This window comes from Actinoalloteichus hymeniacidonis, from assembly GCF_014203365.1.
GTDB lineage: Bacteria > Actinomycetota > Actinomycetes > Mycobacteriales > Pseudonocardiaceae > Actinoalloteichus_A > Actinoalloteichus_A hymeniacidonis.
This window is the reverse complement of the sequence record NZ_JACHIS010000001.1, coordinates 1,679,597-1,695,642: the sequence shown is the minus strand read 5'-3', so window position 1 is coordinate 1,695,642 and position 16,046 is coordinate 1,679,597. Positions and strand designations below refer to the sequence as shown.

Sequence of the window (16,046 nt, the reverse complement as noted above, 5' to 3'; positions counted from 1 at the left end):
TCAACAATCGATAGGGTCGCGCCCGTGCCCCGGCCTCGGAAGTTCGACGAGCAGGCCGTGCTCGCCGCCGCCCAAGCCCTCTTCTGGCGCAAGGGCTACGCCGACACCTCGATCCAGGACCTCACCGAGGCGACGGGACTCCGGCCGCAGAGCCTGTACGGGGCATTCGGCAACAAACACGAACTGTTCCTGCGGATCCTGGACGACTACCGGGCCTGGCAGTCCAGCGAGTTGGAAGCGGCACTCGCCGCGAATCCGAGCCCGTGGAACGGCCTGCTCCAGGCGGTCACCTTCGACAGCAGCGAGAGCCTTGCACTGCCGCCCCAGGGCTGCCTGATGGCCAGCAGCGTCTCCGCGCTGAGCGCCAAGGACGAGCAGGTCCGCCAGCGCGCGATCGAGTCATTCGACCAGGCCCTCGCACTGTTCACCCGGCAGATCATCCGTGCCCAGGAGTGCGGCGAGGTCAACGACGACTTGGACGCCGAACAGGCCGCCCGGACGCTGATCTCCATCCGATTCGGCATCGAGGCCCTGCACAAATCGGGGATCGACGAGGCCGAACTACGTCGGGTCAAGACCGCCGCCGTGCAGATGATCGAACGGTCTGTCGCACGTTGACGGTGGGGATCGCACGCTCGCAGGCGAGCAGATCGAGCACCCCGAACCGCCAGGCCCGCAACGTCGCGACCGGACCGGCCGACGTCGTTGCGGGCGAGATCACGTCATCCCGTGATCAGGGCTGATTCAGACATTCCAGCGGCTGGCCGACGCAGGTCGCGTCAGCGGAACTGGCCGACCTGGTAATCGCCGCCCGGGTTCCCGGCGATGACGTTCATCCGGTTGAAGGCGTTCATCACGGCGATGAGCGCAGCGAGGGCCGCCAACTGTTCCTCGTCGTAATGCTTGGCGGCGTTCGCCCAGGCGTCGTCGGTGATGCCGCCCGCCGCGTCGGCGATGCGGGTGCCCTGCTCGGCCAGTTCCAGCGCCGCCCGCTCGGCCTCGGTGAACACGTTGGCGTCCCGCCACACCGAGACCAGGTGGAGCCGCTGGGCGTCCTCCCCTGCGTGGAGCGCCTCTTTGATGTGCATGTCGGTGCAGAAGGCGCAGGAGTTGATCTGGCTGACCCGAATGCGCACCAACTCCTGCGTCTCAGGGGGCACGGTCGACTCAAGGGTCGCCTTCCCCGCCGCAACCAGGTGCCGCAACGACTTGGCGGAACCCTGATTCTTCAAGAGATCGAAACGATGTTCCACGATGCACTCCCTTGCCGTTCTTGCTGGATACACCGTGTTGACCAGGTGGCCCGGCGAAACCTGACAGAGATGGAAGTGACGTGGGGCACAGATCCCGATGATCTTGCTTGGCGGACTTTGTGGTTGTGTATGGGTGCCCCGCGTGCGCGGGGCAGACGTGATGCGTGCTCGCGGCCGGAGCCGGAGTGTCGGAACACCCCCGCGTGCGCGGGGCAGACACTCCAACGTCGGCAAGGTCGACATGAAGCGCAGGAACACCCCGCGTGCGCGGGGCAGACCGCTCTGCAGGGACAACTCGGCTCCCGTGGTGAGGAACACCCCCGCGTGCGCGGGGCAGACCCCGCGCTGCGTCGGACGGCTCACCCGCGCCCGGGAACACCCCCGCGTGCGCGGGGCAGACACTTCCTGACCTGGTGTTCTACTGGCGGGTAACAGGTTTTTCGTCCACTAGGTTCTGAGCCCTGCCCTGAGAATTGAAGCCCATCGAACTCTCGACCAAGAGGACGAGCAACACGCTCGAACCACTAGACATCGACGGTCCGGCAACGCACTCACGCAGGCCTAGCGAAGGTTGCCTTCCTTGATGGCGAGGATTAGAGAGCCGAACGCTGTCCCGCTCACGGAGAGCGTGCCACCCGCACGGTTCTTAGTGTCGCGGATGCCGACGAGTCCGGAGGCGTGACCGATCTCGACGCAACCGCCGTTGGTGCCGGTACTACGGCTGGATTTCCGCCAGTCCGCAGCCTCTAGCCCGATCCCGATCTCTACACAGGAACCATTCGGCTGGCTGTGGTTCGATAGTTCGGCGCGCACCGATGCGGGCTGGCGCTGTCGCAGTCCGATGTGGACCTGGCGAGCGTCAGCGAGGTGCTGCTGTGTGGCACCTGCCTCGGGGCACCGACTCCGCAGACCAGCGCGTTGGCTCTCGGCACTACCACCGCCTCCGGGCCCGCGTGAGCACCGGATTCCCACGGCGACCACCCGTTATGCCGCTGCGGCAACCGCTCGTGACTCGTTTCTCCCCTGCCTGCACCGGGTATCTGGGCAGTTGGGTCCGCGTGATTTCGGCACCGAGCGACTGCAACCGACGCCGAGGTGATCGCGCGGCGCGATGTCTTCCAGGCAGCGCAACCGAGCCGGAGAGGAGAACCCCCGATGACTGGTCCAGGCGGGGAACAACCTCGGCAGCAGCAACGGCCGCCGGGTGTCACCAAGGACATGGATCCGCAGCCCCGTGATTCCATGGCCGACTACGAGGGTCGCGGGCTACTGACCGACAAACGCGCATTGATCACCGGCGGCGACTCCGGCATCGGCCGGGCCGTCGCGGTGGCGTTCGCCAAAGAGGGCGCCGACATCGCCATCGCCTATCTCAACGAACACGACGACGCCGAGCGGACGGCCGAACTCGTTCGCGCGGAGGGAAAACGCTGCGTGCTGCTGCCGGGTGACCTAGCGGGCGCCGCGCACTGCCGTGACATCGTGGCGAACACCGTCCAGCAGCTCGGCGGGCTGGAGATCCTCGTCAACAATGTTGCGACGCAATGGCCGCTCGACGCGCCGGAGGACCTCACCGAGGAACAGTGGCTGCACACCTTCGACGTCAACATTCACAGCTACTTCCGCGTCACCAGCGCCGCATTGCCGCACCTCGGTGACGGCGCGGTCATCGTGAACACCGGTTCGGTGAACGGCCTGCGTGGCAACAAATCCCTGATCGATTACTCGGCGACCAAGGGCGCGATCCACGCCTGGACCTTCTCGATGGCGCAGGCGTTGGCGAGCCGACGGATCCGCGTGAACTGCGTGGCGCCCGGTCCGGTGTGGACGCCGTTGATCCCGTCCACCTTCCCGCCGGAGAAGGTCAAGGAGTTCGGTCTACAGGTTCCGTTCGCCGAGGCCGCGCACCCCGCCGACCTCGCGCCGTCCTATGTGTTCCTCGCCTCGAACCGACTCTCGGGTTATTACAGCGGCGAGGTCATCGCCGCGCTCGGCGGTGAGACCACCCCCGGCTGACCCGACGCCGAGCGCGCGGACGATTCTTCGGGTGCGCGCTCGGCATCGGCCGCCAGCGAGCTATCCGGCCGGGTACTGGTTCGTCTTCAGCAAGCGGGCCAGATGGGCGGCGTTGCGCGCGGCGGTCGCGTTGGTGGAGGCCACCGCGGCGGGAGTGGAGTCGAGGTCCTGGTAGTCGACCGGCTTCATGGCCTCGCTGTTCCAGTAGGTGGAGCCCTGCGCGGGGATGCTGAACCCGATGTCGTTCAACGCCTGGAACACGTCCGCGATGATCTTGTGCGCGCCGTCCTCGTTGCCGACGACCGCAGCGAGGGCGACCTTGCCGAACATGGCGGGCCTGCTCTGGTCGTCGGTATCGGACAGCGCGGCGTCGAGACGTTCCAGGACTCGCTGCGCGATGCTGGATGGGTGGCCGAGCCAGGTCGGGGTGGCTAGCAGCAGGATGTCGGCCTTGGCGATCTTCCGTCGGATCTCGGGCCAGGCATCGCCCTCGCCCATGTCGGTCTCCACGCCCGGCCGCACGTCATGATCGGCGACGCGGATCGACTCGCCGGTCACCTTGTGGGTCGCGAGCTGCTCCAACACCTGCTTGGCCAGTAGCTCGCTGCTGGAGGGCGCCGGGGATGCCTTCAGGCTGCACACCAGGGCCAGTGCGTGGATATCGCTCATGAGGCACTCCGTTTCGAGGTCGGTTCATGAAGTCGATTCACCCGGTCCGCGAGCGCGGCCGGATCGACGACGGTCACGGTGAGGCCGGGGTGACGGACGATGCCGAAGGGTTCGATGGCGGAGACCGGTCGGTGGAATCGGATACACACCCCGGGACCGGGGCCCGTGCCGAAGGTGAGGCCGCGATCCGCCGCCGACAGCCGGACACCGGCGACCTTGAACAGCTGAAACGGCCCGCCAACCGTGGCGGAGCGCAGATTCGCCAGCGGTGTCTGCAACCGCCAGAGTCCGAAGCGCACCTTCAGCCCGGTCTCGTCCAACAGCAGCACGGCGGTGCTCGGGGAGATCCCGAGTGCGGCCAGCGGCCTGCGGAGCCTCGGATCGAAGTCGAACTCGGCCAACAGCCGGGATACCGCCGGAGTCGTCTGGTCATCGCTGCCCATGCGGCATGGCTACCCGCTGCGGACCCGCCGAACCGCCTCCGGCCGCGGGCATCGACTGCCGATGGGGCCGCTGTTCGTCGCCGATACCGCTGTGAGCCAGGGGGCTGGTGGGACGGTGCGTTATCTGCCCCAAACCCGTGTTGCGCTGGGAAAACCAGTACCCACCTGCAGACGTTTCGGGCCGGTGCCCAGCGGTAACTGCTAGGACGTGACCGCGACCCGGGGCCTGCGCGTGCTGCTGTGGCATGTGCACGGCTCGTGGACCGACAGCTTCGTGCGCGGCCCGCATCGATGCCTGTTGCCGACCGTGGAAGGCGGCGGCGAATGGGGTCGAGGCCGCTGCGGCCGGGACTGGCGCTCTGCCGTCGAGGTCCCCGTGACCGAGATCCGCGAATCGCAACCGGACGTGGTGATCCTGCAACGCCCGCAGGAACTCGACCTCGTCGAACAGTGGCTCGGTCGACGTCCCGGCAAGGACATCCCCGCCGTCTACGTCGAGCACAACGTGCCCCGCGCCGACCCGGTGTCCGCCCGGCATCCGATGGCCGACCGACCGGACATCCCGATCGTGCACGTCACCCACTTCAACGACCTCATGTGGGACAACGGGCGCGCACCCACCCGAGTCATCGACCACGGCATCGTCGACCCCGGCGACCACTACACCGGTGAACTGCCGCATGGCGTTGCCCTGATCAACGAACCGACCCGGCGGGCCCGGGTGACGGGCAGCGACCTGCTGCCGATGTTCGCCGAGGCGGGTCCGATCGACCTGTACGGCATCGGGGCGCGGGAGTTCGACACCCGGCAACGCGGCACCCATCCGGTGCACGGCATCGACGATCTTCCCCATCACCGGCTGCATCCCGAGATGGCCCGGCGGCGGGTCTACCTGCATACCGCACGGTGGACCTCGCTCGGGCTGTCGCTGTTGGAGGCCATGCACCTCGGGATGCCGGTGGTGTCCCTGGCTGCCACCGAGGCCCCGATGGCCGTGCCCGCCGAGGCGGGGGCGGTGTCCACCGACATCTCGGTACTGGTCCGCGCCTTCCATGAACTGCTGCACGAACCCGATCTCGCGGTGCTGGCGGGGAAAGCGGCCCGCGAATACGCCCTCACCCGATACGGGCTCGATCGATTCCTGCGCGACTGGTCGGCGCTACTCGACGAGGTCGTCCGGTGAGTCGCGCGCACGGCGTCGGCGGCGGAGACCGGCTGCGCATCGCGATGATCTCCGAGCACGCCAGCCCGTTGGCCGCCCTCGGCGGGGTGGACGCGGGCGGGCAGAACGTGCACGTCGCGGAGTTGTCGGCTGCGTTGTGCAGGCAGGGCCACCAGGTCACGGTGTACACCCGCCGCGAGGATCCGCTGGTGCCCGAGGTCGTCGTCACCCAACCGAACTGTCGAGTGGTGCACGTACCGGCCGGTCCGGCCCGACCACTGCCCAAGGACCTGCTGCTGCCCTATATGGGCGAGTTCGCGGCGTTCCTGCGCGCGCAGTGGTCCGTCGAGCCGCCCGATGTGGTGCACGGGCACTTCTGGATGTCCGGCCTCGCCGCGATGTTGGCCGTGGTCGGGACCGAGATCCCCGTCGTGCAGACCTTTCATGCGCTCGGCGCGGTGAAACGGCGCTATCAGGGTGCGGAGGACACCAGTCCCCCGGAACGCATCCCGGTGGAGAAGCTGCTTGCCCAGCAGGTGGCGCACATCATCGCGACCTGCTCGGACGAGGTGTTGGAGCTGGCGGACCTGAGCGTCGACGGGTCGCGGGCCTCCGTCGTGCCCTGCGGCGTGGACGTGGACCGCTTCAGCCCGATCGGGCCGCGCGCGCGCCTCACCGAGGCGCATCGGATTGTCAGCGTCGGCAGGTTGGTGCCGCGCAAGGGGTTCGACATCGCCGTGGCAGCGTTGGCCGAGCTGCCCAACACCGAACTGGTGCTCGCAGGTGGTCCCGATGACGGCCGACTCGACGAGGACCCCGAGGCAGGCCGACTCCGTGGCCTGGCGACGGAACTCGGCGTGGGAGACCGATTGCGAATGCTCGGGCAGGTGCCCCGAGGCGACATGCCCGGCCTGTTTCGCTCGGCCGACGTCGTGGTGTGCACGCCGTGGTACGAGCCGTTCGGCATCACCCCGTTGGAGGCGATGGCCTGCGGTGTTCCGGTGGTCTCGGCCTCGGTCGGCGGGTTGATGGACACCGTCGTCGACGGGGTCACCGGCACCCTGGTGAAACCCCGCGACCCCGCCGAGTTGGCTGCCGCGGTGTGGGACCTGCTGGCCGATCCGTCACGTCGACGGCGATACGGGCTCGCCGGTCGGCAGCGGGTGCGCGAAGGCTACTGCTGGGATCGGGTCGCCGAGGAGACTCTGCGCGCCTATCGGCTGGTCTGCGCGCCCTCTACGGAAGGCATCGGCGGCGGCCAGGCGGTGGTCTGAACCCTCGGGGCCGAAGTCGGGAGCACCCTGACTCAACCCACATATCGCCGGGCCGAGGAACGGCGTTGCTGCGCCTCCAACCGCATCAGCCCCAGTTCCACCGACACCGGCACCACCTGTCGTTCGCGCAGCACCCACGGAAGCCCACGCAGTGCCTCCAACACGGCTTTCAGCGTCGCACGGTCGGCCGGGGCGGAGCGCAGGACGACGAGACTTCGACGCAGCACGCTGCGCAGCGGGCGGCGCAACCACAGCGTCCACAGGGTGTTGCGGATGCCGAGCTGGCGCCGACGCCGCGCATTGCGCACCCGCGAGGGCGCATGGTGGATCACCATGTCCTCCACCCAACACATCCACCAGCCGCGCGCCGCCAGGTCCAGGGCCAGCAGTTCCTCCTCGCCGCCGAGCCACATGCGCGACGAGAACCCGCCCACCTGCCGGAAGGCCGAGACGCGGAACGCCGACAAACCAGCCATCACCCCGAGCAGGGCCGGGCCCGGCAGCCACTTCGGGCCGCGCACCGGGGACGCCCGCAGTTCCGGGGTCAGCGGGTCCTCCGCCAGCTCCGGTTCGACCAGGCATCTCCCGGTGACCGAGGCCAGGCCGGGATGCCGGTCGAGCAGGGTGACCGCGCGGGTCAACGCGCCCGGCTGCCATCGGGTGTCGTCATCGCAGAACGCCACATAAGGGGTGTCGATTCGCCGCACCGCGACATTGCGGGCCAACGAGCCGAGATTGCGGTCGGCGCGAATCAACTCGACCTGCGGATAGGCCGCCGCGACGGCATCCGCGGTGCCATCCGAGGAGGCGTTGTCCACCAGCACGATCGGCGCGGCATCGGGCAGCGCGGTCACCTGCGCGAGGGTCTCCAACAGCTGTTCGCGCCGGTCACAGGTGATGATCACGAGGGTGATGCGGTCGCCGCCCATGGCTGCCTGCTCCTCTCCTCGGCACGTTCGAGCACCCGCACCCGCCGCTCGACCTCGGCGGGCAACCGATGCCGCTGCCACAGCGCCGAGGGCAACCGCCGCAGCAGGCCTGCCACGATCCGGGAACGCTGTCGCCGATCGCCTTCGCGCAGCAGCAGGCGGGTCTCGGCGGCAACGCGGGGCAGCGGCCGGCGCATCCACGCGATCAGCGTGTTGTTCCGACGTTCCAGATCTTTGCGCCACGCCGAAGGCGGGCGGTTCGTCGAGGGATGGTGGTGCGCACGGAGTTCGGCCGCGTAACAGAGATCCCAGCCGTCGGCGGCCAAGTCCAAGGCCAGCAGTCGTTCCTCGGCGCCGAAGTGCAGTAGCCGACTGAACCCATTGACCCGCAGGAACGCCGTCCGGCGGACGATCGCGGCACAGGCCAGGAAACCCAACACCGACGGCCCCGGCAGCTCGCTCTGGTGGCCCAGCGGGCTCGTTGCCAACAGGGTGTTGATCGGGTCCTCGGTGTCACCGGGTCCGACCAGTGTTCGGGCGGCCAACAATCCCACGCTGGGATGGGCGTCCAACAGGCGTTCGGCGGCGGGCAGCGCATCGGCCGCCCACCAGGAGTCGTCGTCGCTGAACGCGACGTACGGGGTCGTGGCGGCGACCACGCCCAGATTCCGGGCCGCCGCAGCACGGTTGGCGGGCAGCCTGATCAGTCGTACGCCCGCCACCTCGGCGACAGCGGCGGCCGTCGCATCGGTGGATGCGTTGTCCACGACGATGATCGGCGGGGTCGGCCGCAGCGCGCGCAGTCGGGCGAGCGTGTGTCGCAGCTCCCCGGCTCGGTTACGGGTGGCGATGACCACCGTGGTCCTGGGCTCGCTCATGAGAAGCCCGCCGTCGCCCTCGGGGCGCCCCCATCGCACCAGGCAACCGGCCGACCTGCGGGGCAATTCGACGACCACCCGCAGAACGCCGTAGCCCGTCGCATCCCGGAGAAGGCAGCCATATCCAGCCGCATACCCCGCACGCCACCTCGCCGAACCTCCTGGGCGACATGGAAGTACCGGCGTGTGGACCGCTATGGGGTCGGGTAATCGCTGGTGTGACTCGACGCATCGAACGGGCCCTGGTGACCGGGGGCATGGGTTTCGTCGGTTCCCACCTGTGCGAACTGTTGTTGGCCGAGGGCAGCGAGGTGCTGATACTCGACAACCTCGTCACCGCCGCCCCCGGCACCGTCGCCGAGTTCGGCAACCGGCCGAACCTGCGAGTCGACAGGCAGGACGTCACCGAACCGATCACCACGCCCGGACCCTTCGACGTCGTGTTCCACCTCGCCTCGGCCGCCTCACCGCAGGACTATCTGCGGCTACCGATCGAGACCCTGCGGGCGGGATCACTCGGCACCACCCACGCCCTCGACGTCGCCCTGCGCGATGGCGCGCGCTTCGTACTCGCCTCCACCAGCGAGGTCTACGGCGACCCCGCAGAGCATCCACAGCGCGAAAGCTATTGGGGCCACGTCAATCCGATCGGCCCGCGCAGCGTCTACGACGAGGCCAAACGCTATGCCGAGGCGCTGACCAACGCCTATCGCGGTCATCGCGGGGCCAACACCGGGATCGCCCGCATCTTCAACACCTACGGCCCCCGCATGCGCCCCGACGACGGCCGGATGGTGCCCACCTTCATCCGCCAGGCCCTGGCCGGGCTGCCGATGACCGTCACAGGAGACGGGGCCCAGACCCGGTCGCTCTGCTACGTCGCCGACACCGCCCGAGGCCTGTTGGCACTGGGCAGGTCCGACCATCCAGGCCCGATCAACCTTGGAAATCCGGTGGAACTCTCGGTCGGCGACCTGGCCGCCGAGGTGCGGTCGGCGGCGGGCAGTGAATCCCCGGTGACCTTCGTCGAAGCAGCCGAGGACGACCCGCGCCGCCGCTGTCCGGACATCACCCTGGCCCGGCGGCAGCTGAGCTGGCGACCCGAGGTCGCACTGGCCGACGGGCTCCGCAGAACCATCGACTGGTTCGAGGAAAACACCGGTATTCGCGCTGCTCACCCCGCATGACCGCGATCCGGGCGGGCCGCAGGACCGTTTACCGGTGACCCGATCGGGCAACGCTGTAGAGGCACATCGCGACTGGTTCGACCACCGACCACAGCGGCGCCGACGAGAGGGGCGAGACGATGCGCATCCTCGGGGTCAACGCGGTCTTCCACGATCCCGCTGCCGCGCTCGTGGTGGACGGCCACATCGTCGCCGCCGCAGAGGAAGAGCGGTTCAGCCGTCGGAAACACGGCAAGAGCCCGGTGCCGTTCTCCACCTGGGAACTGCCCGAGCAGGCGATCGCCTGGTGTCTGCACCGCGCGGGGCTGCGTCCCGATCAGCTGGACGCCGTCGGCTATTCCTACGATCCCGACCTCGTCGACCACTCCCTCGGCGGCCTGGACCCCGGCAGTGAGGAACTGCGCACCGACTATGTCCGGCGAGCACCCGCCTTTCTACGCAGCGCGATGCCCGGGCTGGACCCGTCGATCGTGCGCTTCGTCCGACACCACGTCGCACACGCCGCCTCGGCCGCGTTGGCCGCGCCCTTCGGGGATTGCGCGGTGTTGGTCGCGGACGGGCGCGGCGAGAGCACCTCGTATGTGGCGGGCGAATATCGTGACGGCAAGTTCACCGAACACGCCGCGCAACAGCTCCCGCATTCCCTCGGCCTGCTGTACGAGGACCTCACCGAACACCTCGGCTTCGCCCGATCCAGCGACGAGTACAAGATCATGGCCTTGGCCTCGTACGGAAAGCCACGGTTTCTCGACCGCTTCCGTGAACTCGCCTATCCCACCGGAGACGGCGGCTTCCACACCGATCCCGTGTCCTGGACGGAATTCGCCCCCGCCCGGCACGGCTCGGACACCGAACTCGACTCCGCGCACGCCGACCTGGCGGCCAGCGTGCAGCGCCGCATCGAGGAGGTGTGGCTCGATCTGGCGACCTGGCTGCACGACCGGACCGGCGCGAAGAACCTCGCGTTGGCGGGCGGCATCGCGTTGAACTGTGTCGCCAACACCCGCCTGTACGCCGAGGGCCCCTTCGACCAGGTGTGGGTGCAACCCGCCTCCGGCGACGCGGGAACCGCGCTGGGCGCGGCCTTGCAGCTCTCGGCCGATCTCGGCGAGCCCACCGGCCCCATGCCCGGCGCCGATCTGGGCCGGGAGTGGTCGGACGACGAGATCGAGGAGATCCTGCGGGTCGCACGGGTCCGCTACGAACGGCCGGCGGACGTCGCCGTCGAGGTCGCGCAGGCCTTGGCGGACGATCAGGTGGTGGCCTGGTTCCAGGGCCGCGCCGAATTCGGGCCGCGCGCCCTCGGACACCGCTCGCTGCTCGCCCACCCCGGGCCGACCGCGAACCTCGGGCGGCTCAACGATGTGAAGGGGCGCGAGCAGTTCCGACCCGTCGCCCCGATGGTCCTCGCCGACCGGGCCGCCGAGATCTTCACCCGAGGACCGCTGCCCAGCCCGTACATGCTGTTCGTGCACGATGTCGCGGCCGACTGGCGAGACCGCATCCCCACGGTGACCCATGTCGACGGCACGGCCCGCGTACAGACGGTCGCCCCGCAGCACACCCCGCTGTTGGCCAGGATGCTCCGGGAGTTCGAGGCCCGGACCGGGCTGCCGGTGGTGGTCAACACCAGTCTCAACACGGCAGGCAGGCCGATGGTCGACTCGCCGAGGGACGCGTTGGAGTGTTTCGGCTCGGCGCCGGTCGACCTGCTGGCCATCGGACCGTTCGTGGTGCGTCGATCATGATCGACTACAGCATCGTGATCCCCACGACCGGCCGGGACAACCTGTGGCGGCTGCTCACCGCGTTGCGGAAAGCCGACGGGCCGCCGCCGCGCGAGATCATCGTGGTCGACGACCGAGCCGAGGCCTTCGAAGACCTCGCGCTGCCCGCGTCGGCAGCCCAGATCACCCTGCTGCGCTCCGGCGGACGCGGCCCCGCCGCCGCCCGCAACGTGGGCTGGCGACAGGCCACCGCCGAGTGGATCGCCTTCCTCGACGACGACGTCATCACCGACGCCCGGTGGCCCGCCCGGCTGGCGGCCGACCTGACCGGTCTGGACGCAACGGTCGGCGCCTCGCAGGCGCGCATCGAGGTCCCGCTGCCGGACGATCGACGCCCCACCGACGACGAACGCGGCACCGCCGGACTGGCAGGCGCCCGCTGGATCACCGCCGACATGGCCTACCGGCGAACCGCGTTGGCCGTGGTCGGCGGCTTCGACGAACGCTTCACCCGCGCCTACCGGGAGGACGCCGACCTCGCGCTGCGCGTGATCGAGGACGGCTACGCCATCGTCTCCGGGCATCGCGTCACCACGCATCCGGCCCGCCGATCGGGCGTGCTGGCCAGTGTTCGGGCGCAGCGCGGCAACGCCGATGACGTGCTGATGCGCCGCAAACACGGCGTCCGCTGGCGCTCCCGCATCGGCGAGGGACACGGCCGACTGGGCTGGCACGCGGTCACCACCGCCGCCGGTGCGGCGGCAGGCATCCTGTTCGCCCTCGGCCATCGACGGGCCGCAGCGGCCTGCGGCGCGGGATGGGCGGCCCTGACCGGTCGGTTCGCCGCCAGCCGCATCGCACCCGGCCCCCGCACCGCCGACGAGATCGGCCGGATGCTGCTGACCAGCGTCCTCATCCCACCGGTCGCCTGCTGGCAACGCCTACGCGGCGAACTCCGCTACCGAACCCGACGGCACAGGGGCGACCCGCCGCCACTGGCGCTGCTGTTCGACCGGGACGACACGCTGATCGTCAACGTCCCCTACCTTGCCGACCCCGAGGCGGTGCGCCCGATGCCCGGAGCTCGGGACGCCCTGCACTGGTTGCGCCGCGAAGGCATCCGCATCGGCGTGGTCAGCAACCAATCCGGCGTCGCGCGCGGCCTGATCAGCCAGACACAGCTCGCGGCGGTCAACGCCCGCGTCGAGGAACTGCTCGGCCCGATCGAGACCTGGCAGATCTGCGTGCACGACACGGCGGAACACTGTGTCTGCCGGAAACCGGCGCCCGGCATGGTCGAACAGGCCGCCAGGGCCCTCGGCGTCGACGTCGCCCGCTGCGTCGTGATCGGCGACACCGGGGCCGACGTCGCGGCGGCACGAGCCGCAGGGGCCCGCGCGATCCTGGTGCCCACGGCCGCCACCCGACAGAACGAGATCGACGACGCACACCGCCACGCGCGGGTCGCCCGGGATCTCGCCGAGGCCGTGGCACTGGCCCTGGCAGGTGTCCGATGACGCAGCGAGTACTCATCGCGCGCCTGGACAGCCTCGGAGACGTCCTGCTGGCCGGGCCCTGCATTCGAGCCGTCGCCGCAGGCGCCGACTCCGTCACGCTGTTGGCGGGCCCGCTCGGCGCGGCGGCAGGCCCGCTGCTGCCCGACCTCGACGAGGTCCTGATCTGGCGGGCGCCCTGGATCGACCCGCAACCCGAACCGGTCGGCCCCGCAGCGGTGGCCGAACTCGTCGAACGAATCCGGGCGGGTCGCTTCGACCGCGCCCTGGTGTTGACCTCCTTCCACCAGTCCCCGCTGCCGTTGGCGCTGCTGCTCCGGCTGGCCGGGGTGCCGTGGATCGGGGCGATCTGCGAGGACTATCCGGGATCGCTGCTGGATCTGCGCCACAGCGTCGACGGTGATCCGCCGGAGAGCGAACGAGCCCTCTCGCTGGCCGAGGCGGCGGGCTTCCCGCTACCCGCCGGGGATCGCGGGGCACTCGCCGTGCGGCGGCCACTGCCCGAGGTCGCCGCGCTGACCGGCCCGCCCGGCTATGTGGTGGTGCATCCGAGTGCCTCGGTGCCCGCCCGACAGCCATCGGCCGCGCGATCCGCCGCGATCGTCGAGGCACTGCTCGCCGCCGGACATCGAGTCGTGGTCACCGGCGGCACCGCCGACCGCGCACTGACCGCCGAGGTCGCGACGGACCGAGCTCTCGACCTCGGCGGCACCACCACGCTCGCGCAGCTGGCCTCGGTGCTCGACCGGGCCAGTGCGGTGGTGGTGCCCAACACCGGACCCGCACACCTCGCCGCCGCCGTCGGCACCCCGGTGATCTCCCTGTTCGCGCCGGTCGTCCCCGCGCAGCGGTGGGCGCCACACGGCGTGCCCACCGTCCTGCTCGGCGACCAATCCGCCCCCTGCCGGGGAACCCGGGTCCGGGAATGCCCCATCGTCGGACATCCCTGCCTGGAGTCCATTCAGCCTGACGAGGTGGTCACCGCGGTCGCACGACTCGCGGAGCCCACCACAGGTGCGCCGCAGTGCCGCCTGACGACGGGAGGTGTCTCGTGATCGAGGAGCATTTCGCGGCACTGTGCGAAGCATTGCGGCGGACCGACTCGGCGGCGCCCGTACTACGGCAGTGGGCCGCCCAGCTGGCCCGGATCCTGCCCGCCGGGGCCCGACTACTGGCCTGCGGCAACGGTGGCAGCGCCGCCGAGGCACAACACCTGACCGGCGAACTCGTCGGCCGCTTCCGCGACGAACGCCAACCCCTCTCGGCGATCGCGCTGCACGCCGACACCTCGGCGGGAACGGCGATCATCAACGACTACGGCGGAAGCGAGCTGTACGCCCGCCAGGTCCGGGCCCACGGCAGGCGCGGCGACGTGCTGGTCGCACTGTCCACCAGCGGTTCAAGCGAGAACGTGGTCGCCGCGGCGAAATCGGCACACGACATCGGCGTCACCACCTGGGCGTTGACCGGCCCGGCACCCAATCCGCTGGCCGCCCTCTGCGATGACGCCATCACCGTCGATGCACCCGACGTCGCCACCGTGCAAGAGGTGCATCTCGCCCTCGTCCACGCACTCTGCGCGGCACTCGACGGGGAATTGGGGGTGACGACGTGAAACCGCTGGTCGTACTCGGTGACGCACTACTCGACGTCGACATCGAGGGCACCGTGGAGCGATTCTGCCCCGGCACCCCCGCAGCGGTGGTCGACGTCGGCGGGGAGCTGCGTCGACCCGGCGGGGCGGGTCTGGCGGCATTGCTGGCATCCCGATCGACCGCCGAGGTCGTGCTGGTCACGGCGATCGGCGACGACGACGCGGGACGAACCCTCATCGGCCTGCTGGATCCGGTGGTCGAGGTGCTCCCACTGCCCCTACAGGGCGAGACCGTGCGCAAGGCACGGGTGCGTGTCGGAAACCAATCGCTGCTGCGACTGGACACCGGCGATGGCATGGCCTCCACGGCACCCGTGGCCCAACGGGTGCAGAGCGTGCTGCGCGGAGCGGGCGCGATCGTGGTCGCCGACTACGGCCGAGGAGTCGCCGCGCACCCCGACATCCGACGGCTGCTCGCCGAACTCGCCGCGACCGTGCCCATCGTCTGGGACCCGCATCCCCGTGGCCCCGCGCCCACCCCGGGCGCCTGGCTCATCTCGCCGAACCTCGAGGAGGCACGCCGCTTCGCCCCGGCCTGCGGGCAGGACACCGAACTGGCCAGTGTGCTGTGCGCCGAATGGGCGGCGGGCGCCGTGGTGGTGACCACCGGGGCCGACGGCGGCATGCTCGCCCACGGCGGGCGAACCACGACGGTGTCGGTGCCGGAGGACGCGCGGCTGTTGGCCTCGGTGGAGGCGGACGCCTGCGGCGCGGGGGACTGTTTCGCCGCCGCCGTCGCCGCCGGCCTGATCCTCGGCCAGGACGTCGCCGCCGCCGTGGCCGGAGCCGTCGAGACCGCCGCCCGGTTCATCGGAGCAGGCGGCGCGGGAGCCCTGTCCATCAGCGTGGAGCCGAGGTTGACGGCCGCCGCATCGCGGAAACTGGATTCCGCCTTCGAAATCGCGGCCCGCATCCGCGCCACCGGCGGCAGACTCGTCGCCACCGGCGGCTGCTTCGACCTGCTCCATCCCGGCCATGTGAGCCTGCTCCGGCAATCCCGAGCACTGGGCGATGCCCTGGTGGTCTGCCTGAACTCCGACGAGTCGGTGCGGTTGCTCAAGGGCGAGGGACGTCCGATCGTTCCCGCGCAAGACCGCGCACGGCTACTCACCGAGCTGTCCTCGGTGGACGCGGTCGCCGTGTTCGACGAACCGTCGCCCGCCGCCCTGCTGGAGCGGCTCTGCCCCGATGTGTGGGTCAAGGGCGGCGACTACGCCAACGCCGAGCTACCCGAGAGCCGGGTCGTGCACGGCTACGGCGGCGAGACCGTGCTGATCCCGACGGTCGCGGGCTACTCGACCTCCCGGTTGGTGGCCGCAGCACATGCGAGGAGCTGAAAC

Annotated in this window: 16 protein-coding genes; 10 read left to right on the top strand and 6 right to left on the bottom strand. The window is 70.0% G+C overall.

The genetic code is table 11. The features are described 5' to 3' along the window. Positions 1-24: 24 nt before the first annotated feature. Complete coding sequence (locus BKA25_RS07690; protein WP_069850963.1) at positions 25-618, top strand: TetR/AcrR family transcriptional regulator; 594 nt, start codon at positions 25-27, stop codon at positions 616-618. Positions 619-779: 161 nt separating this feature from the next. Here BKA25_RS07690 and BKA25_RS27610 read toward each other — a convergent pair whose 3' ends face one another. Together BKA25_RS27610 and BKA25_RS27605 are read right to left on the bottom strand one after the other, a co-directional pair. Next, entirely contained in the window at positions 780-1,253 is a 474-nt protein-coding gene (locus BKA25_RS27610; RefSeq protein ID WP_069850965.1) for a carboxymuconolactone decarboxylase family protein, read from the bottom strand. Positions 1,254-1,814: 561 nt separating this feature from the next. Then, on the bottom strand, positions 1,815-2,066 hold the full coding sequence (locus BKA25_RS27605) for a DUF397 domain-containing protein (RefSeq protein ID WP_311734457.1): 252 nt from the start codon (positions 2,064-2,066) through the stop codon (positions 1,815-1,817). Positions 2,067-2,408: 342 nt separating this feature from the next. On the opposite strand from BKA25_RS27605, the gene BKA25_RS07675 reads away from it, so the two are divergent. Beyond that, positions 2,409-3,269 (top strand): SDR family oxidoreductase, encoded by an 861-nt coding sequence (locus BKA25_RS07675; protein WP_069850967.1) that lies wholly within the window; start codon positions 2,409-2,411, stop codon positions 3,267-3,269. A gap of 60 nt (positions 3,270-3,329) precedes the next feature. Here BKA25_RS07675 and BKA25_RS07670 read toward each other — a convergent pair whose 3' ends face one another. Both BKA25_RS07670 and BKA25_RS07665 read right to left on the bottom strand, forming a co-directional pair. After that, positions 3,330-3,938, bottom strand: coding sequence for a flavodoxin family protein (locus tag BKA25_RS07670; RefSeq protein WP_069850968.1), 609 nt, complete (start codon positions 3,936-3,938; stop codon positions 3,330-3,332). Further along, positions 3,935-4,381, bottom strand: a complete 447-nt coding sequence (locus BKA25_RS07665) for a hypothetical protein (protein WP_069850970.1) — start codon at positions 4,379-4,381, stop codon at positions 3,935-3,937. The genes BKA25_RS07670 and BKA25_RS07665 overlap by 4 nt, the downstream gene beginning before the upstream one ends. Positions 4,382-4,589: 208 nt before the next feature. Between BKA25_RS07665 and BKA25_RS07660 the strand changes: the two genes are divergently transcribed. Together BKA25_RS07660 and BKA25_RS07655 are read left to right on the top strand one after the other, a co-directional pair. Further along, positions 4,590-5,564, top strand: coding sequence for a glycosyltransferase (locus BKA25_RS07660; protein ID WP_069850972.1), 975 nt, complete (start codon positions 4,590-4,592; stop codon positions 5,562-5,564). 32 nt (positions 5,565-5,596) lie between these two features. Beyond that, entirely contained in the window at positions 5,597-6,817 is a 1,221-nt protein-coding gene (locus BKA25_RS07655; protein ID WP_069853916.1) for a glycosyltransferase, read from the top strand. A gap of 32 nt (positions 6,818-6,849) precedes the next feature. Here the strand turns inward: BKA25_RS07655 and BKA25_RS07650 are convergent, their stop codons facing one another. Continuing rightward, entirely contained in the window at positions 6,850-7,746 is an 897-nt protein-coding gene (locus BKA25_RS07650; protein WP_069850974.1) for a glycosyltransferase family 2 protein, read from the bottom strand. Next, complete coding sequence (locus BKA25_RS07645) at positions 7,719-8,624, bottom strand: glycosyltransferase family 2 protein (RefSeq protein WP_069853917.1); 906 nt, start codon at positions 8,622-8,624, stop codon at positions 7,719-7,721. The genes BKA25_RS07650 and BKA25_RS07645 overlap by 28 nt, the downstream gene beginning before the upstream one ends. A 257-nt stretch (positions 8,625-8,881) precedes the next feature. Here BKA25_RS07645 and BKA25_RS07640 point away from each other — a divergent pair, with 257 nt between their 5' ends. The 6 genes from BKA25_RS07640 to BKA25_RS07615 all read left to right on the top strand — a co-directional run bounded on the left by BKA25_RS07640 (position 8,882) and on the right by BKA25_RS07615 (position 16,043). After that, entirely contained in the window at positions 8,882-9,811 is a 930-nt protein-coding gene (locus BKA25_RS07640; RefSeq protein ID WP_069850975.1) for an NAD-dependent epimerase/dehydratase family protein, read from the top strand. Positions 9,812-9,930: 119 nt separating this feature from the next. After that, positions 9,931-11,559 (top strand): carbamoyltransferase family protein, encoded by a 1,629-nt coding sequence (locus tag BKA25_RS07635; protein ID WP_069850977.1) that lies wholly within the window; start codon positions 9,931-9,933, stop codon positions 11,557-11,559. Then, positions 11,556-13,055 carry an HAD-IIIA family hydrolase gene (locus BKA25_RS07630; RefSeq protein ID WP_069850978.1) on the top strand — a complete coding sequence of 500 codons (1,500 nt, stop codon included), beginning with the start codon at positions 11,556-11,558 and terminating at the stop codon, positions 13,053-13,055. The genes BKA25_RS07635 and BKA25_RS07630 overlap by 4 nt, the downstream gene beginning before the upstream one ends. Then, the gene (locus BKA25_RS07625) at positions 13,052-14,107 is read left to right on the top strand and encodes a glycosyltransferase family 9 protein (protein ID WP_069850980.1); all 1,056 of its coding nucleotides are present in this window, start codon (positions 13,052-13,054) and stop codon (positions 14,105-14,107) included. Before BKA25_RS07630 ends, BKA25_RS07625 begins: the two co-directional genes overlap by 4 nt. After that, the gene (locus tag BKA25_RS07620; RefSeq protein WP_069850982.1) at positions 14,104-14,667 is read left to right on the top strand and encodes a D-sedoheptulose-7-phosphate isomerase; all 564 of its coding nucleotides are present in this window, start codon (positions 14,104-14,106) and stop codon (positions 14,665-14,667) included. The genes BKA25_RS07625 and BKA25_RS07620 overlap by 4 nt, the downstream gene beginning before the upstream one ends. Continuing rightward, a complete protein-coding gene (locus BKA25_RS07615) occupies positions 14,664-16,043 on the top strand; it encodes a PfkB family carbohydrate kinase (protein ID WP_069850983.1) in 1,380 nt (459 codons plus the stop codon). The genes BKA25_RS07620 and BKA25_RS07615 overlap by 4 nt, the downstream gene beginning before the upstream one ends. The last annotated feature ends 3 nt before the right edge of the window (positions 16,044-16,046 follow it).

Coding starts and splice junctions, on each gene's coding strand:
- BKA25_RS07675 (WP_069850967.1), top strand. CDS start 2,409: ATGACTGGTCCAGGCGGGGAACAACCTCGGCAGCAGCAACGGCCGCCG.
- BKA25_RS07670 (WP_069850968.1), bottom strand. CDS start 3,938: ATGAGCGATATCCACGCACTGGCCCTGGTGTGCAGCCTGAAGGCATCC.
- BKA25_RS07665 (WP_069850970.1), bottom strand. CDS start 4,381: ATGGGCAGCGATGACCAGACGACTCCGGCGGTATCCCGGCTGTTGGCC.
- BKA25_RS07650 (WP_069850974.1), bottom strand. CDS start 7,746: ATGGGCGGCGACCGCATCACCCTCGTGATCATCACCTGTGACCGGCGC.
- BKA25_RS07645 (WP_069853917.1), bottom strand. CDS start 8,624: ATGAGCGAGCCCAGGACCACGGTGGTCATCGCCACCCGTAACCGAGCC.
- BKA25_RS07640 (WP_069850975.1), top strand. CDS start 8,882: ATGGGTTTCGTCGGTTCCCACCTGTGCGAACTGTTGTTGGCCGAGGGC.
- BKA25_RS07635 (WP_069850977.1), top strand. CDS start 9,931: ATGCGCATCCTCGGGGTCAACGCGGTCTTCCACGATCCCGCTGCCGCG.
- BKA25_RS07630 (WP_069850978.1), top strand. CDS start 11,556: ATGATCGACTACAGCATCGTGATCCCCACGACCGGCCGGGACAACCTG.
- BKA25_RS07625 (WP_069850980.1), top strand. CDS start 13,052: ATGACGCAGCGAGTACTCATCGCGCGCCTGGACAGCCTCGGAGACGTC.